The organism is Streptomyces sp. NPDC005004 (assembly GCF_053600675.1).
In genome coordinates this window covers 97,266-118,020 of sequence record NZ_JBSGAH010000005.1, presented here as the reverse complement: position 1 = coordinate 118,020, position 20,755 = coordinate 97,266, and the positions used below count along the sequence as shown (strand labels likewise).

Here is a 20,755-nt window from a genome sequence, read left to right as displayed (position 1 = left end):
CCGGAACTCGACGGCGACGCAGAAGCGGGCCGCCGTCCCGGAAGCCGCACGGCCGCGGTCAGTCCCGCAGCGCGTTGAAGCGACCCTGGTGGTAGAGCAGCGGGCGACCGGTGCCCGAGGGGTCCCCCAGCACGACCTCGGCGAGCACGATCCGGTGGTCCCCGGCCGGGACCCGGCCGACGATCCGGCAGACCAGCCAGGCGAGCACGTCGTCCAGGACGGGCACGCCCTCCGGGCCCTCGCGCCAGGCGGTGGCCGGGCCGAAGCGGTCGGCTCCGCTGCGGGCGAAGGTGGCGGCGAGACCGTCCTGGTGCTCGGCGAGCAGATGGACGCCGACGTACTCGGCGCGCGAGACGGCGGGCCAGCTCGACGCGCCGGTGCCTATGCCGAAGGAGACGAGCGGGGGTTCGGCGGAGACGGAGGTGAGGGAGGTGGCGGTGAAGCCGACCGGGCCGTGCTCGGCGCGGGCGGTGATGACCGCGACACCGGCGGCGTGGCGGCGGAAGGTGGCGCGCAGCAGTTCGGGCGAGGCGGTCTGATGGGTGCCGAGATCGGGCGTGGCCGTCATGGAGTTGTCCTTCTGCTGAGGAGGGCGAGCGGAGCGGATTCCGTGGCTGCTCAACAGCCCGGACAGCGCGCGCTCGCGGTGCGGGCCAGGTCGACGTGGGCCCGCCCGACGAGAAGGAGTTCGGTCGGCATACGGCCAGGCTGACGATGGTTGGTGTGCGCAGTCAAGTACGGTCCGCGATCTGGAAGAGGCCCCGCGGGGCGGTTCCCGCCGCTCACAGGGCCTCCCCGAGCGCGGCGATCACATCGGCTCTGCGCGGCTGTCCGGCGGCGCGGCGCACCACACGCCCCGCGGCGTCGAGGACCAGGACGGTGGGAGTGCGGACGATGCCGAGGGCGCGGACGAGGCTCAGATGGGCCTCGGCGTCGATGTCGACGTGGGTCACGCCGGGCACCATCGCGGCGACCTCGCTCAGGGTGCGGCGGGTGGCGCGGCAGGGGGCGCAGAAGGCGCTGGAGAACTGAACGAGGGTGGCCCGCTCGCCCAGTTCGCCGCTCAGGTCGGCCGGCCCCAGCCGCTGTTCGTCACCCTGCCCGCGCACGCGTGTCCTCCGCTCCGCCGCTCGCGCGGCACTTGTCCGGCCGGTCCGGCGGCCCGGTCTGCCGGTCCGGTCGTTCGGTCCGGGCGTCCTCGACACAAGCGTGTCAAAGCCCCGCGGGATTCCCGCGCCCGCCGGGAGCGCGCTCCCGAGGCTGGTGAGGCGTCTGCGCCGCTCTCCCCGATGGGCTGTTACAGGGACGTGACGAGGATCTCGCCGCCACGGGGCATCAGGACTGGCTACCCGTCCGTTCTTGGGGCACGATCTGGAGACGCCGTAAACCTACGGCTGCGTAACTTCCCGCCGGGAACCCCTTTCCCGAGCAGAGCAGAAAGGGCCGACCCCGCCCATGGCAGAACTGGTCTACCGTCCCGTCGTCGGTCTCGCGAAGACGATGTTCAAGGTGTGGGACCTCAAGATCGACTGCAAGGGGTCGGAGAACATCCCGCGCACCGGCGGCGCCGTTCTGGTGAGCAATCACATCAGCTACCTGGACTTCATCTTCAACGGTCTGGCAGCGCTCCCGCAGAAGCGGCTGGTGCGGTTCATGGCCAAGGAGTCGGTCTTCCGGCACAAGGTGTCGGGTCCGCTGATGCGCGGCATGAAGCACATCCCTGTGGACCGCGCGCAGGGCGAGGCCGCGTACGCGCACGCGCTGGACTCGCTGCGCTCCGGCGAGGTCGTGGGTGTGTTCCCGGAGGCGACGATCTCGGAGTCCTTCACGCTGAAGAGCTTCAAGTCGGGTGCGGCACGGCTCGCGCAGGAGGCGGGCGTCCCGCTGATCCCGATGGCGCTGTGGGGCACCCAGCGGCTGTGGACCAAGGGCCACCCGCGCAACTTCAAGCGCAGCCACACCCCCATCACCGTCCGGGTCGGCGAGGCGCTGGAGGCCCCGCGCGACCAGTACGCGGGCGCCATCACCCGCCGCCTGCGCGAGCGCGTCCAGGACCTCCTGGACGCCGCCCAGCGCGCCTACCCCGCCCGTCCCAAGTCCGCCGAGGACTCCTGGTGGCTCCCGGCCCACCTCGGCGGCACGGCCCCGACGGCGGAGCAGTTGCGGGCGGTCCAGGCGCTCTGACGCCCGGCGCCCCGGCTTCCGGTCGGAGGGAGCCGGGCGGCGTCCGCAACGGGGGGACGCCCCAGGTAGACAGGTCGGCGGCGTCCTGAACGGGCGCCACGACCCGCAGCACAAGGACACAAGGACGCGACCGCCCGGAGATCGACGGATCTCCGGGCGGTCGCCTGCTCGACTCGTGCGCGGAACTAGGGCGTGGCCCTAGCGGGCCATCTCCTCCTTGAGGGCCGCGACGAACAGGTCGACGTCGTCCTCCGTGGTGTCGAAGGAACACATCCAGCGGACGTCGCCGGCGGCCTCGTCCCAGAAGTAGAAGCGGAAGCGCTTCTGGAGACGTTCGCTCACGTCGTGGGGGAGGCGCGCGAAGACGCCGTTGGCCTGGACGGGGTGGAGGATCTCCACGCCGTCCACCGCGCGGGCACCCTCCGCCAGGCGCTGCGCCATCTCGTTGGCGTGGCGGGCGTTGCGGAGCCAGAGGTCCTTGGCGTAGAGGGCCTCCAACTGCACCGAGACGAAGCGCATCTTGGAGGCGAGCTGCATGGACAGCTTGCGCAGGTGCTTCATGTGGGAGACGGCGTCCTGGTTGATCACCACGACCGCCTCGCCGAAGAGCGCGCCGTTCTTCGTCCCGCCGAGGGAGAGGATGTCCACGCCGACCGCGTTGGTGAAGGTCCGCATGGGGACGTTCAGGGAGGCGGCGGCGTTGGAGATGCGGGAGCCGTCCAGGTGCACCTTCATGCCGTGCGCGTGGGCGTGCTCGCAGATCGCGCGGATCTCGCCGGGGGTGTAGAGGGTGCCCAGCTCGGTGGACTGGGTGATGGAGACGACCTGCGGCTTGGCCCGGTGCTCGTCGTCGAAGCCCCATGCCTGCCGGTCGATCAGCTCGGGCGTGAGCTTGCCGTCCGGTGTGGGCACGGTGAGCAGCTTGAGGCCGCCCATGCGCTCGGGGGCGCCGCCCTCGTCCACGTTGATGTGCGCGCTCTCGGCGCAGATCACCGCGCCCCAGCGGTCGGTGACCGCCTGGAGCGCGACGACGTTGGCGCCCGTGCCGTTGAAGACCGGGAACGCCTCGGCACTCGCGCCGAAGTGGCCGCGGATGATCCGCTGGAGGTTCTCGGTGTACTCGTCCTCGCCGTACGCCACCTGGTGGCCGCCGTTGGCAAGGGCCACGGCGGCCAGCACCTCGGGGTGCGCACCGGCGTAGTTGTCGCTGGCGAAGCCCCGGACCTTCGGGTCGTGATGACGACGCGCGTCGGTCCTGGGAGGGTTCACGGCTTCTCGGTCAGCCACAGACGGGTTCCGTTCACTTCGGCGGCGGGCTCGCTCCAGACGCCGGCGAGGGCGTCGGCCAGGTCCTTGACGTCCGTGAAGCCCGCGAACTTCGCGTTGGGTCGCTCGGCACGCATCGCGTCGTGCACCAACGCCTTCACCACCAGGATCGCAGCGGCGGCGCGCGGCCCCTCCTCGCCCCCCGCCTTGCGGAAGCCGTCGGCCATGGCGAGCGTCCACGCCTCGGCGGCGGCCTTGGCGGCGGAGTACGCCGCGTTGCCCGCCGTGGGCTTGGACGCGCCCGCGGCGCTGATCAGCAGGTAGCGGCCGTTGCCGCTCTGCTGGAGGGCGTCGTAGAAGGCCAGGGAGGTGTTCTGGACGGTGCGGATCAGCAGCTTCTCCAGCAGGTCCCAGTCGGCCAGGTCGGTGTCCTCGAACTTGGCACCGCCGCGCCAGCCGCCGACCAGGTGCACCAGGCCGTCGATCCGGCCGTGCTCCTTCTCGATGCCCGCGGCCCAGGCCCGGGTGGAGTCGAGGTCGAGCAGGTCGACCGTCTCGCCGGTGACCGTGGCGCCGCCGTTGGCGTAGCGGGCCGCGTCCACGGCCTCCGCCAGACGGGCGGGGTCGTTGTCCGCGCCGACGACGGTCGCACCCGCCTCGGCCAGCCGGACCAGGGCAGCGCGCCCCGCCGGGCCGCCCGCTCCGGCGACCGCGATCACCGCACCCCGCAGAACCCCGTTGCCCATCGTCTTCCTCTCCCGCTCCGCGCTCTCGTGCACGTCGCTCTCGCGCACGCCGTTCTCCTGGGTGCCGTCGCTCACGCGGCGGTCCGCTCGGCGCCGTCCGCCGTGATGCCCTTGGTGGAGGCAATCACGTTCTTCAGCTTCTTGGACAGGGCCTCATAGAACATGCTCAGCGGAAACTCGTCCGGGAGCACGTCGTCCACGAGCTTGCGCGGCGGCAGGCTCAGGTCGAGGGCGTCGGGACCCTTGGCCCACTTCGAGCCCGGGTGCGGGGCGAGGTAGGTCGCGACCAGCTCGTACCCGGCGAACCAGTGGACCAGCTTGGGCCGGTCGATGCCGTCGCGGTAGAGCCGCTCGATGTCGGCGCACAGCCGGTTGGTGACCTCGGGGGCGCGCTCCCAGTCGATGGAGAGCTTGTTGTCGGTCCAGCGGACCACGTCGTGCTTGTGCAGGTAGGCGAAGAGGAGCTGGCCACCCAGGCCGTCGTAGTTGCGCACGCGGTCGCCGGTGACCGGGAAGCGGAACATGCGGTCGAAGAGGATCGTGTACTGCACGTCACGGGCCTGGGGGACGCCGTCCGACTCCAGCTTCACGGCCTCCTTGAAGGCGGTGAGGTCGCAGCGCAGCTCCTCCAGGCCGTACATCCAGAACGGCTGGCGCTGCTTGATCATGAACGGGTCGAAGGGCAGGTCGCCGTGGCTGTGGGTGCGGTCGTGGACCATGTCCCAGAGCACGAACGCCTCTTCGCAGCGCTTCTGGTCGTGGACCAGCTCCGCGATGTCCTCGGGCAGCTCCAGGCCCAGGAGGGTGACTGCGGCGTCGGTGACCTTGCGGAAGCGCGCGGCCTCGCGGTCGCAGAAGATGCCGCCCCAGGAGAAACGTTCCGGTGCCTCGCGGACGGCGATGGTCTCCGGGAAGAGGACGGCGGAGTTGGTGTCGTAGCCCGAGGTGAAGTCCTCGAAGGTGATGCCGCAGAACAGCGGGTTGTCGTACCGCGTGCGCTCCAGCTCGGCCAGCCAGTCCGGCCAGACCATGCGCAGGACGACCGCCTCCAGATTGCGGTCCGGGTTGCCGTTCTGCGTGTACATCGGGAAGACGACCAGGTGCTGGAGACCGTGCTCGCGGCGCGCGGCGGGGTGGAAGGCCAGCAGCGAGTCGAGGAAGTCCGGCACCTGGAAGCCGCCCTCGGCCCAGCGGCGCAGGTCCTTCACGAGGGCCTCGTGGTAGGCGGCGTCGTGCGGGAGCAGCGGGGCCAGCTCCTCGACCGCCTCGGCCACCCGGCGGACGGCGGCCTCGGCGTCGGCTCGCGCGGGCGCGCCCTCGGCATCGAAGTCGATCGATCCGTCCTTGGACTGCCATGGCCGGATCTGCTCCACGGCATCCTTGAGCGTCGGCCAGGCCGGGTGCTCGATCACCCTGGTCAGCGAAGGAAGCCGTTCCTCCGCGCCTGCCTGCACAAGAATTTCCGTCATGTTCCATCCTCCACGGGAGAACCTCGCGTATGGACACCGTATGCATACCCGGTTTCACCGAACAAGAGGGGTCTCGGGAAATTATTCTGCGCAGCCGCCATTCGACCGCTGTTTTTCCTGCGGCAAACCGTGACGACGCTCACTTCCCTCAGCCAGACACGGCCGCACCGGCGTCTGTGGGTTTCAGCCACTCCGCGCGCGGGCAGCGGCACACGGTCCGTGACCGGGCGGACGCACATGAAGAGCCATCCCGGGGCGGGGCCATTAGGCTGCGGACGTGCCGCGCGGTCGACGACGTCCGTCGGGTCCGCGGACCGGGCCGCCGTCGACGGAAGCGAGTTGAACCTTGAACTTCCTTACCATCGGACACCGCGGGGTCATGGGCATCGAGCCCGAGAACACCCTCCGTTCCTTCGTCGCGGCGCAGCAGGCCGGCCTCGACGTCATCGAACTCGACCTGCACCTCAGCAAGGACGGCGCGCTGGTCGTCATGCACGACGCCGAGGTGGACCGCACCACCGACGGCTGCGGGGCGATCTCCGAGAAGACCCTCGCGGAGCTGCGCGCCCTGGACGCGGGGCTCGGTGAGCAGGTGCCGGTCTTCGAAGAGGTCCTGGACGCGGTGAGCGCGCCGCTGCAGGCGGAGATCAAGGACGTGGCGGCCGCCAAGGCGCTCGCCGAGGTCATGCACCGCCGGGACCTGGTCTCCCGCGTGGAGGTGCTGTCCTTCCACGACGAGGCGCTGGCGGAGATCTCCCGGCTGGTGCCGGGGGTGCGCACGGCTCTCGTCGCGAGCCGGTACGGCACCGACGTGGTGGACCGGGCCGTGGCGGTGGGCGCCACGGCCCTCTGTCTCAACATCCGCCGGCTGACCCAGGAGGTCGTGGAGAAGGCGCGCGCGGCGGACCTGCGGGTCTTCGCCTGGGTGGTCAACACCCAGGACGACCTGCGGCTGGTGCGCGCGCTCCAGCTCGACGGGGCGACGACGGACTATCCGGAGATCAAGCGCACGGGCCGCTTCACGGCCTGAGCCGCTCGGGACGGCCGCCGGGTCAGACCAGCGGCTTGACCAGCAGCTCGAAGCGCAGGTCGTCCCGGCGCGGTATGCCGAAGCGCTCGTCGCCGTACGGGAAGGGCGACGTCTTTCCCGTACGGCGGTAGCCACGCCGCTCGTACCAGGCGATCAGGTCCTCGCGGACGGAGATCACCGTCATGTGCATCTCGGTGACGCCCCAGGTCTCGCGGACCTGCCGCTCCGCCTCCGCCATGACGACCTTGCCCAGACCCTCGCCCTGGAGTGCGGGGCTGACCGCGAACATGCCGAAGTAGGCGTACTCACCGCGGTGTTCGAGCTGGCAGCAGGCGACGGCGCGGCCGTCGCGCTCCACGACGAGCAACCTGCTGTCCGGTGACTTGACGATCTCCCGCACGCCCTCGGGGTCGGTCCGCTGTCCGTCCAGGATGTCCGCCTCGGTGGTCCAGCCGACCCGGCTCGCCTCGCCCCGGTACGCCGACTCGACCAGCGCGACGAGGGTGTCCACGTCGGCGTCGGTGGCGTCACGGAAGGTCAGTCCGGTGGGGTGGTTCATGGAATGTTCTCCGACTTCTCGGGCGCGGCTCGGCCAGGGTCGAGGGTAACGGGGACATTAGGCTTCGCCCGCATGGTGCATGTACTCGGCAGTCGTCTGCTCGTCCGCCCGACCGACCCGGACCGTTCCCGCGCCTTCTACGGCGACCGGTTGGGCCTCTGTGTCTACCGCGAGTTCGGTACGGGTCCGGAGCGCGGGACCGTCTATTTCCTCGGCGGCGGTTTCCTGGAGGTCTCGGGGCGCTCCGAGCGGCCACCCTCGCCGGAGACGCGGCTGTGGCTCCAGGTCGCGGACGTACGGGCCGCGCACGAGGAGCTGCGGGCGAAGGGCGTCGAGATCGTTCGGGCGCCGGAGCGGGAGCCGTGGGGGCTGGACGAGATGTGGATCGCGGACCCGGACGGCATTCCGATCGTGCTGGTCGAGGTGCCGTCGGAGCATCCGCTGCGGTACCGGCCGGGGATCTGACGCCCATGCCGGGGCGGACTCAGGCACGCAGGCCGCCGAGGTGTCCCTCCAGTCCGTTCAGGAGCACGGCGAGCAGGTCGGAGAGTTCCTCCTGGCCGTCGGGGGCGAGGGCGGACAACACCCTCTTCTCGTAGGCGAGTTGCTCGGGCAGGATGCCGTCCACGAGGTCGCGGCCCGCGTCCGTGAGGCGGAGGTGGGCCACCCGGCGGTCGCGGGTGTCGGTGCGCCGTTCGACCAGTCCGGTCTCGGTGAGCCGCTTGAGGCGCTTGGTCACGGCGGCACCGGAGGAGAAGGTCTCCCGGGCCAGCTCGCCGGGGGTGAGTTCGTGTCCGGTGCGGCGCAGCGCCCCGAGCAGGTCGAACTCGGCGCGGCTGAGTCCGGCGCGGCGCAGCGGGGCGTCCTCGGCCTGCTGGAGGAGGGCGGAACAGCGGTTGATCCGCCCGATGACCTCCATGGGGCCGGTGTCCAGCCCGGCGTGCACGGCGCGCCACTGGCCGACGACCGAGGCGACGGTGTCGGTGCGGGGCGTGGAACGGGGGGCGGTGCCGGTGCCGCTCGCGCCACCGGTGGCCTCGGCCGTCGGTCCGGGGCCGTCCATCCGTCCGGTCCCGGTCTCCGGCCGCCCGTTCCTCGCCGTCATGGCCGTACCGCCTCCGTCGTCCCGTTGTCGTGCGTCCGCGCGTGTGCGGCTCGTACGTGCCGCATCGTCTCGGTGAGCGTACGGTGTCCCGCCTGTTCGGCGCGCAGGACCCGCTCCTCGGGCAGCGGGCGCTGCCACCACTCCCCCAGCGCGGTGTCGGCCGTGACCCGCAGGTCGATCAGGGCCGCGGCGAGGGCACGGCGTGCGGGGTCCAGGGCGTCCGGCCGGGGCTGGGCGAGCAGCCGGCCGGCGTGGACGCGGGCCTCCTCGACGGCGGTGAGGGCGTGCTCCACGTGCCGTCCGGCGCGCCGGTTGGTGACGAGGACGGCGGCGGCGAAGCCGGTCAGGGCACCGACCAGGGTGTCCAGGAGGCGCTGGGTCATCAGCGCGCCGGGGTCCTGGAGGCGGGTGAACTCGGTGATGAGCAGCGCCATGGGGGTCACGCAGACGGTGCCGAGCCAGTAGTTGCGGGCGATCAGCGCCTCGGCGCCGAAGTTGCAGGCCGCGCAGCACAGCACGAGCACCGCCGGGTGGAGGTGGGTCAGCGGGGCGACGGCGGCGAAGACGAGGACGCCGAGCAGGTTGCCGAGGACCCGCTGGAGGGCGCGGCTCCAGGTGCGGGTGACGTTGGCCTGGTAGAGCGCGGCGGCGGTGACGAGGGCCCAGTAGGGGCGGCCGACGCCGAGCGCGAGGGCCGCGTATCCGGCGAGCGCGCAGCCGAGGGCGGTGCGGACGGCGAGCGGGGCGAGGTGGGTCAGGGGGATGCGGCGGGGGCGCGGGTACGGCGGTTCCGCCGTCGCGTCGGGGGCGGCGGGAACAGGGCTGTTGCCGTGCAGCGCGTCGGCGTGGGCGCGGAGTGCGGCAGGGTCGGCGGCGGGGGTCGCGAGGGCGGTCTCGGCCTCGGTGAGCAGGGCGGCCAGCGCCCGCCGGGTGGGGTCGGGGCGGACACCGGGGGCGTGCAGGACCGACCAGGCGGTGTGCAGGGCGGCGTACGCGGCCGTGCGGGCGGGTCCCGCGCCGCCCTCGCCCGCGACCTGGGCGGCGACCGCGCGCAGGGCCGCGGCGACGGCGCGGCGTTCGGGCCCGTGCGGGCGCAGGAGGACCGGGGCCATGCCGACCAGCCAGGCCCAGGCTCCCGCGCCGAGCGCGAGGGCGAGGTGGCCGGGGACCTGGCCGATGGTCTGCGGGACGAAGAGCGCGGCGGACATGACGAAGGCGACGACCACGTTCCCGGGCGGTCCGATGCGGGTCGCCTCGCAGACGGTCTTCTGCACGGCGGCCAGCAGGGCGCCGACCGTCACCAGGACCACGGGGTCGGAGGTGAGCGACGCGGCGAGGAGGGCGGCCGCGAGACCGCCGGTCATGCCGAGGATCACCAGGGCGAGGACGCGGGCCCGGGCGGCGTACGGGCGGTCGTGGGCGTAGAGCGCGCACAGCGCCCCGGCCATCGTGTAGAGGGCGAGGTCGAGGCGGCCGAGAGCCAGCAGGACGAGGTTGGGCGGGAGGGTCGAGGCCACCACGCTGAGGGCGGGTTTGAACCAGATCGCGGAGGGCCGTCCGAGACGGAGCGTCTGAGCGAGCGGGAGCGGGCGGAGGGACAGGCTGCTCATACCAATGAACTTAACATGTGTTTTACCCGTAAAGCATTTGGGTTCTCGGGCGTGCGTGCTCCGGTGAGTGCTCCCCGTGTACTCCCTTGCGCTCGCGTGCGCTCCGCGTGTCGTGGGCATCGCATCCCTCGACCGACGTCGAACGGGGGTGGTGGGCGTGCACGGTCCGGCTTCACCGGCCTGGCTGCTGGTCGCGCTGTGCGCGGCGACCGGGGCCTACTGTCTGCTGCGGATGCGCAGCGGCGTCGAGGAGCAGCGCCGCGCGGCGGGCGGCGAGGCGCTGATGGGCTTCGGAATGGCCGCGATGGCGGTCCCGGCGGCGGTGTTCGCCCCGCCGCGCTGGGTGTGGCCGGTGTACGCGGCCGTGTTCGGCGCGGCGGCGCTGCGCGCGCTGTGGGCGGTACGGCGGGACGTCCATCATCTGCACCATCTGATGGGCACCGCGGCGATGGTCTACATGTCCGTGGCGATGGCGCTCGCACCGGGCGGGCACCATCACATGCCCGGCGGCTCGGGCGTGGCCCCGGTGACCGGCGCGCTGCTGCTGTACTTCACCGGCTACGTCCTGCTGACCGGGGCCCGGCTGGTACCGGCGACCGCGACCACGGGACCCGGCATGGCACGTTGGGGCGACCGTCCCGAGCTGGCGCGCGCCTGCCGTCTGTCGATGGCGATAGGCACGGTCGCGATGCTGCTGACGATGTGAGGACCCGGCACCTCAACATCCGTCCTGCTCAATGGCGTTGCCTGCGTCACTTCGGTGGACCGTGTGGCGTCGCGTGCCCCCTCCGCCCATAGGGTGCTGCCCATGACGGTCCCCGTGGCGCTGCTGCTGCTCGGCATCCTGACCTCCGTGGCCGCTCCCCGGTTGCTCGGGCGGGCGGACTGGCCGGACCGGGAGCCGGTGGTGGCGCTGTGGGCGTGGCAGTGCGTGGTGGCGGCCGTACTGCTGTGCTGTGCGCTGTCGATGACGCTCAGCGCGGCGGCGGCCTGGCAGGCGGTGCGTGGGCGGGTGTTCGCCCCGGCACCGCACGCGGTCGTCGAGGCGTACGCCCTCGGCAGGGGCGGTGCGTGGGCGGCCGGGACGGCGGTGACCCTCGCGTGCGGTGGCCTGTGGAGCGCGGCGATGCTGGTCCGCGAGGTGGTACGGGTCCGGCAGGGCCGTGATCGGCACCGGACCGAACTCCTTGTCCGCGCACCGCTGTTGCCCGGCGAGCGCGCGTCGGAGGGGCGACTCGTGGTGCTGGAGGGCGAGAGGCCGGACGCCTGGTGGCTGTCCGGGGCGGCACCCCGGCTCGTCGTCACCACGGCCGCGCTGCGCCGCCTGAAGGCGCGTCAACTCGACGCCCTGCTCGCCCATGAGCAGGGTCACGCCCGCGCCCGGCACGACTGGCTGCTGCACTGTTCGGCCGCGCTGGCGGACGGCTTCCCGCGCGTCCCGGTGTTCGCCGCGTTCCGCGACGAGATGCACCGGCTGGTCGAGTTGGCCGCCGACGACACCGCCTCCCGGCGCTTCGGGCGGGTGACGACGGCGCTCGCCCTGGTCGAACTCAACCAGCACCGGGGCGTGTTCGGGCCGTGCCCCACCCCCGAGTCGCATGTGCCGCAGCGGGTGGACCGCCTGCTGACCGCCCCGGAGCGGCTTCCGGCGCCGCAGCGGCTTCGGCTGACGGCGACGGCCGCGCTCATCCCGGTGGTTCCGGTGCTGGTGACGCTCATCCCGGCACTGCGGGCGCTGGGTTAGGGGGCGTCTCCCCGACATTCGTGGATCAGCTCGCGCCGTCTGGTGCCGGCATCCGGCGTACGGGGACGCGGGCCCGGGTAGATTCGCGCGCATGAACGCCGTCCTGTTCGACTTCTCCGGCACCCTGTTCCGTGTCGAGTCGGCCGAGTCGTGGCTGCGGGCCGGGCTCGCGGTGACCGGCGCCCGGCTCGACGAGTCCGAACTCGCCGCCACGGCAAAGCGGTTGGAGGAAGTCGGGGCGCTCCCGGGCGGTGCGGAGCCGCTGCGCGTGCCGGACGGGCTGGCGGAGCTGTGGGCGACCCGCGACCAGAGCGCGGAGTCCCACCGGGCCGCCTTCACCAGCCTCTCCCGGCTCGTCCCGCTGCCCGACCCGGGGCTGCACGACGTGCTCTACGACCGGCACATGACACCGGCGGCGTGGGCGCCGTACCCGGACGCGGCGGACGTGCTGCGCAGGCTGCGGGAGCGCGGGACGGCGATCGGGGTGGTCAGCAACATCGGCTGGGACCTGCGTCCGGTGTTCCGCGCGCACGGGCTCGACGCGTACGTGGACACCTATGTGCTGTCGTACGAGCACGGGATCAAGAAGCCGGACCCGCGGCTGTTCGCCCTGGCCTGCGAGCGGCTGGGCGTCGACCCGCGCGGGGCGCTGATGGTCGGGGACAGCCCGCCCGCGGACGGCGGGGCGGCGGCGCTCGGGTGCCGGGTGCACTTCGTGGACCATCTGCCGGTGGGCCGGCGTCCGGACGCGCTGCTGCCGGTGCTGGAGCTGAGCGGCTGAGAGCACGGCAAGCGGGATCGCGGGCGGATACCGCGATACGGCTCTCCGGTGTGCCGGCCGCCTGAGACGATCCCCCGCGTCGCCCCAGACGGCAGGCACCCCTGAACAGGCCCCGCGCTGAGCGGTGCCTGGTGCGACGAGTATAGTTGGCCGCCAGCCAGTCAACGCAGGAGTTCCCGGATGTCCCCGCGCAGCGCCTCGGTCAACGAAGAGCTGCGCCGCCGTTCCCGTGAGCGTCTGCTGCAGGCCGCGGTGGAGCTGGTCGGTGAACGCGGCTATGACGCGACCACCCTCGGGGACATCGCCGACCGCGCCGGTTCGGCGCGCGGACTGGTGTCGTACTACTTCCCCGGCAAGCGCCAGCTCGTCCAGTCCGCCGTGCACCGGCTGATGCACCGCACGCTGGAGGAGGCGCTGGAGCGGGAGCCGCGCACCGAGGACGGCCGCGAGCGGCTGGCCCGCGCCGTCGACGCGATCCTGGGCCTGGCCCGGGACCGGCCGGTGCTCATGCGCCAGCACATGGCGGGGCTGCTCCAGGCCGAGGGCTTCGTGCAGTGCCCGGAACAGCGGCGCCTGTCGGAGCTGCTGGGCGACACGGTCGCTCGGTACGGCTCGGCGGACGTCCCCGTCGACTACCCCATGCTGCGGGCGCTGCTGATGGGCGCGGTGTACGCGGCACTCGTACCCGGGGTGCCGATGCCGGTGCCGGTGCTGCGCGCGGAGCTGTTCGAGCGGTACGGCCTCGACTGGGAGCTGGGCGCGCCGCCGGAGAGCACGGCGGGCGAGACGGAGCAGGATCTGTCGCGGTTCTTCGCGACCGGGGAACGGGCGGAGACGCCTGAGGCGTGAGTCGGCGCCGCCGGACGTGTGAGCCGGAGCCGCCGGACGCGTGAAACGCGCGGCGGACACCGTCCCGCCGGCCTGCCGACCCCTGCCGTCGCGGTCGGCCGGTGCCATGCTGGAGGCGTCAGGGCACTCTCCCGATGCCCTCGGGGTGAGGAGGCCGCCGTGCTGCGTGTCGCCGTCGTCGGCTCCGGACCGAGCGGGTGCTACACCGCGCAGAACCTGGTCCAGCAGCATCCGGACGTGCGGGTGGACGTACTGGACCGGCTCCCCGCGCCCTTCGGCCTGGTGCGCTACGGCGTCGCCCCGGACCACGAGAAGATCAAGTCGCTCCAGGACAGTCTGCGGACGGTACTGGAGCACGACCGGGTGCGGTTCCTCGGCGGGGTCGAGGTCGGCGGCCCGCAGGGCGTCGCGCCCGAGCGGCTGCGGGAGACGTATCACGCGGTCGTCTACTGCGTGGGCGCCGCCATCGGCCGCCGCCTGGGCATCCCCGGCGAGGATCTCCCGGGAAGCTGGGCGGCGACGGACTTCGTGTCCTGGTACAGCGCCCACCCGGACGCGGCGGCCCTCGGGGCGCTGGACGACGTGCGTTCGGCGGTGGTGATCGGCGCGGGCAACGTGGCGCTGGACGTGACCCGGATGCTGGTGCGGGGCGCGCCGGAGCTGCACGGCACGGACATGCCGCAGGCCCCCCTGGACGCACTGGCCGCGAGCGGCATCCGCGAGGTGCACATGGCGGCCAGACGCGGACCCACCCAGGCCCGCTTCACCACGAAGGAGCTGCGCGAGCTGGGACAGGTGCCCGGTACGCAAGTCCACGTGGACCCGGCGGAGTTGGTGCTCGACCCGGCCTTCGCGGAGCTGTCCGCGCTGCCCTCCGCGCAGCGGCGCAACGCGGAGGTGCTGCGCGACTGGGCGGCCCTCCCGGGACCGGGGGCGGAGCGGGACATCCGGATGCGGTTCTTCCTGCGGCCCGTCGAAATCCTGGAGGAGAACGGCCGGGTGGGCGGTGTGCGCTTCGAGCGGACGGCGCCGGACGGGCGGGGCGGTGTCATCGGCACAGGACAGTTCGAGGACGTACAGGCGCAGTTGGTGCTGCGCTCGGTGGGTTATCGCGGAGTGCCGCCCGAGGGGCTGCCCTTCGCCCCGGTGACCGGGACCGTGCCGCACCGGGAGGGCCGGGTGCTGCGGGACGGGGTGCCGTCGGCCGGTGAGTACGTCGCCGGGTGGATCAAGCGCGGTCCGACCGGGGTGATCGGCAGCAACCGGTCGTGCGCCAAGGAGACGGTGACCTCGCTGCTCGCCGACGCGCCCGCGCTCGCCGCCCGCGTGGTGGCCGACGAACCCCTCGCGGCGCTGCGGGAGTCGGGGATCGAGCCGGTGCCCTGGCCGGGATGGCTGGCCATCGAGCGGGCCGAGGCGGAGCTGGGGGCGCGCCTCGGGCGGAAGGTGGTCAAACTGGCCGACTGGGAAGAGCTGTTGGCGGCCGCGCGGACCATGCAGGCGACGGACGCCGGGTAGTCGGCATCCCCGCGGCTCCGGCGGGGCAGGACACACGGCGGCAACACCGCGGAAATCAACAATCTGTTCAAGGCGCTTACCGTCGCCTGCAGTTCGGATGCCGCTCCCCCACCGCCGCCTGGAGTACCCATGACAGAGACCGCAGTCGTCCATCCCGTCGACGAGATACCCCCGGTGCGCGCTCTCGCGGCCTTCGGCCTTCAGCACGTGCTCGCGATGTACGCGGGCGCGGTGGCGGTGCCGTTGATCGTGGGCGGCGCGATGCGGCTGTCCGCCGCCGACCTGGCTTATCTGATCACCGCCGATCTGCTGGTGTGCGGGGTGGCGACGCTGATCCAGTGCGTCGGGGTCTGGCGGTTCGGCGTACGGCTGCCGATCATGCAGGGGTGCACCTTCGCGGCCGTCTCGCCGATGGTGCTGATCGGGACGACGGGCGGCGGACTGCCCGCGATCTACGGTGCGGTGATCGTGGCGGGGCTTGCGATCATGCTCCTCGCACCGGTGTTCGGCAGGCTGCTGCGCTTCTTCCCGCCGCTGGTCACCGGCACGGTGATCCTGATCATCGGGGTCTCGCTGCTGCCGGTGGCGGGCAACTGGGCGGCCGGCGGAGCGGGCGCGAAGGACTTCGGGGCACCCCGGAATCTGGCGCTCGCGGCGTTCGTGCTGGTGGTGGTGCTCGGGGTGCAGCGGTTCGCCCCCGCGTTCCTCTCCCGGATCGCCGTGCTGACCGGCATCGTGGTGGGCCTCGCGGTGGCCGTGCCGCTCGGCTTCACTGACTTCGGCGGGGTCGCGGACGCGGACTGGGTGGGCATCAGCACCCCGTTCCACTTCGGGGCGCCCGAGTTCCGGGTGTCCGCGATCGTCTCCATGCTGGTGGTGGCGCTGGTGACGATGACGGAGACCACGGGCGACCTGATCGCGGTGGGTGAGTTGACGAACCGTCGGATACAGCGGCGCTCGCTGGCCGACGGGCTGCGCGCGGACGGTCTGTCGACCGTGCTCGGCGGGGTGTTCAACACGTTCCCGTACACGGCGTACGCGCAGAACGTGGGCCTGGTCGGGATGACCCGGGTGCGCAGCCGCTGGGTGGTCGCCGCGGCCGGGGCACTCCTCGTGCTGCTCGGTCTGCTGCCCAAGCTGGGCGCCCTGGTGGCGGCGGTTCCCGCGCCGGTGCTCGGCGGGGCGGGGCTCGTGATGTTCGGCACGGTCGCGGCGAGCGGGCTGCGGACGCTGGCCCGGGTCGAGTTCAAGGACAACCACAATCTGACGGTCGTCGCGGTCTCGGTGGCGGTCGGGATGCTGCCGGTGGGGGTACCGGGTGTGTACGCGAAGTTCCCGGACTGGTTCCAGACGGTGATGAACAGCGGGATCAGCGCGGGCTGTCTGACCGCGATCGCGCTCAACCTGCTGTTCAACCATCTGCCGTCACGCCGGGGCGGGACCGACGAACCCGCCGCACCGGCCGAAGGTTCGCAGACGCCGACGCGGGAGACCACGGCCTAGCGGCCTTGCGGCCCGGCGACGGCTCAGGCCGCTTCCTCCTCCTTCGGGAGCAGCCGGACGACCGCCGCCTCCAGGCGCGGCAGTGTCCGCTGGCCCGCCACCGCGAGGACGATCGCCAGGGCCACGCCGGTCCAGGCGACGGGGCCGAGCGGGGTGCAGCCGACGAGGTTGCTGACGCCGGGGGTCTGGATGACGGCGACGAGGACGGCGGCCGAGCCGAGGGCGGTGAACCGGACGAGGGTGCTGTCGCGGCGGTCGAGGAGGGTCTGCACGAGCTGGGTGCCGACCACGCCGCACAGCGCCATGGTGCTGGAGCGCCGGGCGGTGCCGGGGGTGAAGCGGCCGAACAGCCAGGCTACGGTCGCGCCGAGCGCGGTGGTGAGCGCTCGGTACCGGATCTGCCGGATCAGGGGTGCGCCGAGGACACCGCCCGCCGCGTCCTCCGGGGTGGTGGCCCACTCGCCCGCCGCCGCGTCGTCGGCGGTCTTCGGGGTGACGGCGACCGCCATCGCCGGGAACAGGTCGGTGAACAGGTTGACCAGCAGCATCTGGCGCGTGGACAGCGGCGCGGTGCCGGAGACCAGGGTGCCGATGATGCCGAAGCCGACCTCGCCCGCGTTGCCGCCGATGAGGATGGCGATGGCGTCGGCGACGCTGTGCCACAGCGAGCGGCCCTCGCCGATGGCGTCGATCAGGACGGTCAGGTCGTCGTCGGTGAGCACGATGTCGGCGGCGTTGCGGGCGGCGGCCGAGCCCCGGGCGCTGATGCCCACACCGATGTCGGCGGCGCGGATCGCGGCGGCGTCGTTGGCGCCGTCCCCGACCATGCCGACCACCCGGCCGGCGTCCCGCAGCGCCTCCACGACCTGGAGTTTCTGCTCGGGCGCGACCCGGGCGACCACTCCGGCGTCGCGGAGCATCCGGGCGCGGGTCCTGCGGTCGGCGGCGGCCAGTTCGTCCCCGGTGACGACCTCGGTGCCCTCGGGCCAGCCCAGGTCGCGGGCGATGGCACGGGCGGTCTGCGGATGGTCGCCGGTGAGCATGACGGGGCGTACGCCCTCCTCGTAGAGTCCGCGCACCAGGGCCCGGGAGGTCTCGCGGGGTACGTCGGAGAGCGCGAGGAGGCCGTTGAACTCCAGGGCGTGCAGCGGGTCTTCGAGGACCTCGGTCTCGTCCTCGTCGTCGGCGAGGGGGCGTGCGGCCACCGCCAGGACGCGCAGTCCGTCCCCGGCCAGGTCGTGCGCGGTCGCGAAGGCGGGGTCGGGGGTGCCCTCGCAGGCGGGCAGGACGGTCTCGGGGGCGCCCTTGACCACGAGGAGCCGGGGTCCGCCGCCCTCGCGGCCGACGGCGGCGGCGTAGCCCCGGGCGGCCTCGAAGGACAGGCCGCCGAGCTGGGTCCACACCGGGTCGGGTCCCGCGGCGTCGAGGACGGCCTCGTCGGTGGCGTGCACGGGGCGCCCGGACCCGCCGTTCACGCGGGGGCAGGCGCGGGCCGCTCGCAGCAGGGTGCGTGCGGGTCCGGGGTCGTCGACGGCGCCGACCGTGCCCTCGGCGTCGGAGACCCGGACCAGGCGGAGCCGGTTCTCGGTGAGGGTGCCGGTCTTGTCGAAGCAGAAGGTGTCGACGCGGCCGAGGGCCTCCAGGGTGCGCGGGGTGCGTACGAGCACGCCGTCGCGGCTGAGCCGCCGGGCGGCGGCGAGCTGGGCGACGGTGGCGACGAGCGGCAGACCCTCGGGCACCGCGGCCACGGCGACGGCCACGCCCCCGCTGACCGCCTCGCGCACCGGGGTGCCGCGCAGCAGCGCGAGTCCGGTGACGGCGGCGCCGCCCGCGAGCGTCAACGGCAGCGCCTTGCGGGTGAGTTCCTGGAGGCGGCCCTGCACTCCGGTGGCCGGGGGCGTGCGCCCGGCGAGGTGGACGGCGCGGGCGGCCTCGGTGCGCTCCCCGATGTCGACCACGACGGCGTGTGCGGTGCCCGCCACCACGGTCGTGCCCTCGAAGACCATGCAGCGCCGTTCGGCGACGGGGGCGTGCGGGGTGGGATCGGCGTCCTTCTGCACCGGCAGGGACTCGCCGGTGAGGGCGGACTCGTCCACCTCAAGGCCGTCCTCCCACAGCAGCCGGGCGTCGGCGGGTACCACGTCGTCGCCTTTCAGCTCGATCACGTCGCCAGGGCGCAGTTTGCCCGCGTCGACGGTGACGGTGCCGCCTGCCGGGGCCTCCTCCGGCGGGGGTGCCACCCGGGCCTTGCGCTGCTGTTCGGCCTGGAGCCCGGACAGGGCCCGTTCGGCGCGCAGCCGCTGGACTCCGCCGACGAGCGCGTTCAGGTCGAGGGCGCCGACGACGAGGAGGGCGTCCACGACCGAGCCGAGGATGGCGGAGGCGGCGGAGCCGACGGCGAGCACCGGGGTGAGCGGGTCGTCCAGTTCGCTGCGTACGGCCTGGCCGAGCTGCCAGCTCCAGCGGGCGGGGACGAGCGCGGGATGCCGTACCGCGTGCCGGACGGTGCTGCGGGCCGCGGCGAGCGTGCGCTCCAGTGCGGTGGGCGGGGCGTCGGCGGTGCGGTCGAGGCGCTCCATGGCCTCATCGGGGCCGAGTTCGTGCCAGCGGACCCGGGCGCGGGGGCGCGGGGTGCGGGCGGAGGCCACACCCAGGGCGGCCCAGATCCCCGCGAGCAGCGCGGTGAGCGCCCCGGTGTCGACCGGCGCGTGCCGCAGTCCGGGCAGCAGCGAGCGGCGCCTGCCGCCGTCGTGGCCGTCCCCGATGGCCACGAGGAGGCCGGAGAGCGCGGCGCCGGAGCGGGCGAGGACCTGTCCGCGTCTGCTGACGTCGCGGGCGGCGGGGATCGCGGTCAGCAGCCGCCACACGTCGGGCAGTCCGTGCGGGGCGAGGACGTCGGCGTCCCAGACCACGGCGCCGCCGTGGTCGGTGAGCACCACGGCGATGTCGCTGCCGCGCAGCCCGGCCAGCACCTCGCGCTCCTCGGCGGTGCGCGGCCGGGCGACGGTGATGACGACGTCCTCCCGGCCGCGGGCCGCTTCGACGTCGTCCTCCTCGCCGGTGTCGGCGCGCAGCGCGTACACCACGTCGTCCAGCGGGCGCCGGGCGTCCACCACCTGGTCGGCGAGACCGGCGAAGTCCTCCAGGGCGGGGTCGTCGACCAGAACGACGCGGAGTCCGGCGCGGCGGGCGGCGTCGAGGACGGCCTCGGTCCACGGGTCGCCCAGCCCCTCGTCGGTGCGCAGCGCGCTCGGGTGGAGGACGAGGGTGCCCGCGATCTCGAGCTGTCTGAGCCGCTCGGGGTCGCGGACGAGCACGCCGTCGCGGGCGAGGGAGGTGCCGAACACGGCGTTGAAGGCGGCGGGCGCGTAGCGGGCGGCCTTCGGTGAACCGGCGAGCACGGCCTCGGCGGCGGAGGGTGTGTCGTGCTTGACCAGGAAGTCGGCCACCGCGCCGAGCAGGCTGCCGACCGAGGCGTGGGCGGCGTACGCCTGCGTGGGGGACTGGCGCAGGGGCGGGCGCGGGGTGTCGTCGGCGGTGACGCTGACGCGGTCGGGGGAGCAGAGCTGGTCGTGGACCGTGTCGAAGGCGGCGGCGCGGGCCACGGTCTCGGCGAGCTGGCAGCCGCGCAGGGCGCCGTCGAGCACCAGCGAGATGGGGGTCTGCCCGGCGGCGTGGACGATGGCGTTCGCGGTGGCCAGCAGGAGGTCCATGCGGGTGGCGCCGATGCGGGCGCGCAGCAGGGCGCGGAAGGGGGGGTTCTCGCGCAGCAGGGTGACCAGGGCGGTGAGCGCGCGGGGCGTGGGGGGTGTGCGCAGCAGGGACGTGGTGACGGCGACAAAGATGCCGAGGATGTCGATGCCGAGGGTGGCCGCGGCGGCGCGCACTCCGGCGGGGTCGGCGGGGTGGGTGTTCCCCTCGGGGTCGTCGCCCGCCATGAGCAGTCCCTCGCGCTCGGCGAGGTCGGCCGCGTAGTCCACGACCCGGTCGAGCATGTAGTCCTCGGCGACGGTGACGACGAGGCGGGCCAGGCCCTCGTCCCAGTAGGCGAAGACCACGTCGGGCCGCTCCGCCAGGGCGACGGCGATCCGCCGGGCCAGGTACGCGGTGCCGCCCTCGTGGCGTACGCGCTCCGGGTGGACGGCGCGCAGCGGGAGGTGGACGCGGGCACCCGCGCGCCAGTGGGCGGGGCCGCCGGGCAGCGCGGAGCGCACGACCCGGGTCACCCGGGCGGTCGTGTCGGCGGCTCGCACGCCCGCGCGGGCGGTGCCGACCGCCGCGCCCGCCGCCATTCCGACGGCGGGCGCGGCGGCTCCGGCGAGAAGTCCGGGCACGGCGGGCAGCCGTCGGACGGCGGTGAGCGGCGACATCAGCAGCTTCAGCACCATTGC

The 20,755-nt window shown here is 73.4% G+C and carries 18 protein-coding genes; 9 read left to right on the top strand and 9 right to left on the bottom strand.

Annotated elements, in window-relative coordinates; translation table 11 throughout:
* Nucleotides 1-58 precede the first annotated feature (58 nt).
* Both ACWEEU_RS08390 and ACWEEU_RS08385 read right to left on the bottom strand, forming a co-directional pair.
* Complete coding sequence (locus tag ACWEEU_RS08390) at nucleotides 59-568, bottom strand: flavin reductase family protein (protein ID WP_385749669.1); 510 nt, start codon at nucleotides 566-568, stop codon at nucleotides 59-61.
* 214 nt (nucleotides 569-782) lie between these two features.
* Nucleotides 783-1,109 carry a TlpA family protein disulfide reductase gene (locus tag ACWEEU_RS08385; RefSeq protein ID WP_385749666.1) on the bottom strand — a complete coding sequence of 109 codons (327 nt, stop codon included), beginning with the start codon at nucleotides 1,107-1,109 and terminating at the stop codon, nucleotides 783-785.
* A 346-nt stretch (nucleotides 1,110-1,455) separates the two neighbouring features.
* Here ACWEEU_RS08385 and ACWEEU_RS08380 point away from each other — a divergent pair, with 346 nt between their 5' ends.
* Nucleotides 1,456-2,184 carry a lysophospholipid acyltransferase family protein gene (locus tag ACWEEU_RS08380; RefSeq protein ID WP_385749664.1) on the top strand — a complete coding sequence of 243 codons (729 nt, stop codon included), beginning with the start codon at nucleotides 1,456-1,458 and terminating at the stop codon, nucleotides 2,182-2,184.
* Between the two features lie 198 nt (nucleotides 2,185-2,382).
* On the opposite strand, the gene ACWEEU_RS08375 is transcribed toward ACWEEU_RS08380, so the two are convergent.
* From ACWEEU_RS08375 to ACWEEU_RS08365, 3 genes are all read right to left on the bottom strand, one after another.
* The gene (locus ACWEEU_RS08375; protein WP_451730020.1) at nucleotides 2,383-3,453 is read right to left on the bottom strand and encodes a threonine aldolase family protein; all 1,071 of its coding nucleotides are present in this window, start codon (nucleotides 3,451-3,453) and stop codon (nucleotides 2,383-2,385) included.
* The gene (locus ACWEEU_RS08370; RefSeq protein WP_451730471.1) at nucleotides 3,450-4,196 is read right to left on the bottom strand and encodes an SDR family NAD(P)-dependent oxidoreductase; all 747 of its coding nucleotides are present in this window, start codon (nucleotides 4,194-4,196) and stop codon (nucleotides 3,450-3,452) included. The genes ACWEEU_RS08375 and ACWEEU_RS08370 overlap by 4 nt, the downstream gene beginning before the upstream one ends.
* Nucleotides 4,197-4,267: 71 nt before the next feature.
* Nucleotides 4,268-5,665 carry a DUF6421 family protein gene (locus ACWEEU_RS08365; protein WP_451730017.1) on the bottom strand — a complete coding sequence of 466 codons (1,398 nt, stop codon included), beginning with the start codon at nucleotides 5,663-5,665 and terminating at the stop codon, nucleotides 4,268-4,270.
* Nucleotides 5,666-6,011: 346 nt separating this feature from the next.
* On the opposite strand from ACWEEU_RS08365, the gene ACWEEU_RS08360 reads away from it, so the two are divergent.
* Nucleotides 6,012-6,695 (top strand): glycerophosphodiester phosphodiesterase, encoded by a 684-nt coding sequence (locus ACWEEU_RS08360; protein WP_385749654.1) that lies wholly within the window; start codon nucleotides 6,012-6,014, stop codon nucleotides 6,693-6,695.
* 22 nt (nucleotides 6,696-6,717) lie between these two features.
* On the opposite strand, the gene ACWEEU_RS08355 is transcribed toward ACWEEU_RS08360, so the two are convergent.
* A complete protein-coding gene (locus tag ACWEEU_RS08355) occupies nucleotides 6,718-7,254 on the bottom strand; it encodes a GNAT family N-acetyltransferase (RefSeq protein ID WP_385749651.1) in 537 nt (178 codons plus the stop codon).
* Nucleotides 7,255-7,326: 72 nt separating this feature from the next.
* Here ACWEEU_RS08355 and ACWEEU_RS08350 point away from each other — a divergent pair, with 72 nt between their 5' ends.
* On the top strand, nucleotides 7,327-7,719 hold the full coding sequence (locus ACWEEU_RS08350; RefSeq protein WP_385749648.1) for a VOC family protein: 393 nt from the start codon (nucleotides 7,327-7,329) through the stop codon (nucleotides 7,717-7,719).
* A gap of 19 nt (nucleotides 7,720-7,738) precedes the next feature.
* On the opposite strand, the gene ACWEEU_RS08345 is transcribed toward ACWEEU_RS08350, so the two are convergent.
* Entirely contained in the window at nucleotides 7,739-8,359 is a 621-nt protein-coding gene (locus tag ACWEEU_RS08345) for a MarR family winged helix-turn-helix transcriptional regulator (RefSeq protein ID WP_451730012.1), read from the bottom strand.
* Entirely contained in the window at nucleotides 8,356-9,969 is a 1,614-nt protein-coding gene (locus tag ACWEEU_RS08340; RefSeq protein WP_451730009.1) for an FUSC family protein, read from the bottom strand. The genes ACWEEU_RS08345 and ACWEEU_RS08340 overlap by 4 nt, the downstream gene beginning before the upstream one ends.
* A gap of 157 nt (nucleotides 9,970-10,126) precedes the next feature.
* Here ACWEEU_RS08340 and ACWEEU_RS08335 point away from each other — a divergent pair, with 157 nt between their 5' ends.
* The 6 genes from ACWEEU_RS08335 to ACWEEU_RS08310 all read left to right on the top strand — a co-directional run bounded on the left by ACWEEU_RS08335 (nucleotide 10,127) and on the right by ACWEEU_RS08310 (nucleotide 16,364).
* Nucleotides 10,127-10,675 (top strand): DUF5134 domain-containing protein, encoded by a 549-nt coding sequence (locus ACWEEU_RS08335; RefSeq protein ID WP_451730006.1) that lies wholly within the window; start codon nucleotides 10,127-10,129, stop codon nucleotides 10,673-10,675.
* A 102-nt stretch (nucleotides 10,676-10,777) separates the two neighbouring features.
* On the top strand, nucleotides 10,778-11,713 hold the full coding sequence (locus ACWEEU_RS08330; RefSeq protein WP_451730003.1) for a M56 family metallopeptidase: 936 nt from the start codon (nucleotides 10,778-10,780) through the stop codon (nucleotides 11,711-11,713).
* Between the two features lie 91 nt (nucleotides 11,714-11,804).
* Nucleotides 11,805-12,494, top strand: coding sequence for an HAD family hydrolase (locus ACWEEU_RS08325; protein WP_451730000.1), 690 nt, complete (start codon nucleotides 11,805-11,807; stop codon nucleotides 12,492-12,494).
* Between the two features lie 180 nt (nucleotides 12,495-12,674).
* Nucleotides 12,675-13,343, top strand: a complete 669-nt coding sequence (locus ACWEEU_RS08320) for a TetR/AcrR family transcriptional regulator (protein WP_385749632.1) — start codon at nucleotides 12,675-12,677, stop codon at nucleotides 13,341-13,343.
* A gap of 159 nt (nucleotides 13,344-13,502) precedes the next feature.
* A complete protein-coding gene (locus tag ACWEEU_RS08315) occupies nucleotides 13,503-14,861 on the top strand; it encodes an FAD-dependent oxidoreductase (RefSeq protein ID WP_451729996.1) in 1,359 nt (452 codons plus the stop codon).
* A 129-nt stretch (nucleotides 14,862-14,990) separates the two neighbouring features.
* Nucleotides 14,991-16,364, top strand: coding sequence for a nucleobase:cation symporter-2 family protein (locus tag ACWEEU_RS08310; protein ID WP_451729993.1), 1,374 nt, complete (start codon nucleotides 14,991-14,993; stop codon nucleotides 16,362-16,364).
* 23 nt (nucleotides 16,365-16,387) lie between these two features.
* Here the strand turns inward: ACWEEU_RS08310 and ACWEEU_RS08305 are convergent, their stop codons facing one another.
* Entirely contained in the window at nucleotides 16,388-20,752 is a 4,365-nt protein-coding gene (locus tag ACWEEU_RS08305; protein WP_451729990.1) for an HAD-IC family P-type ATPase, read from the bottom strand.
* Nucleotides 20,753-20,755: the final 3 nt, after the last annotated feature.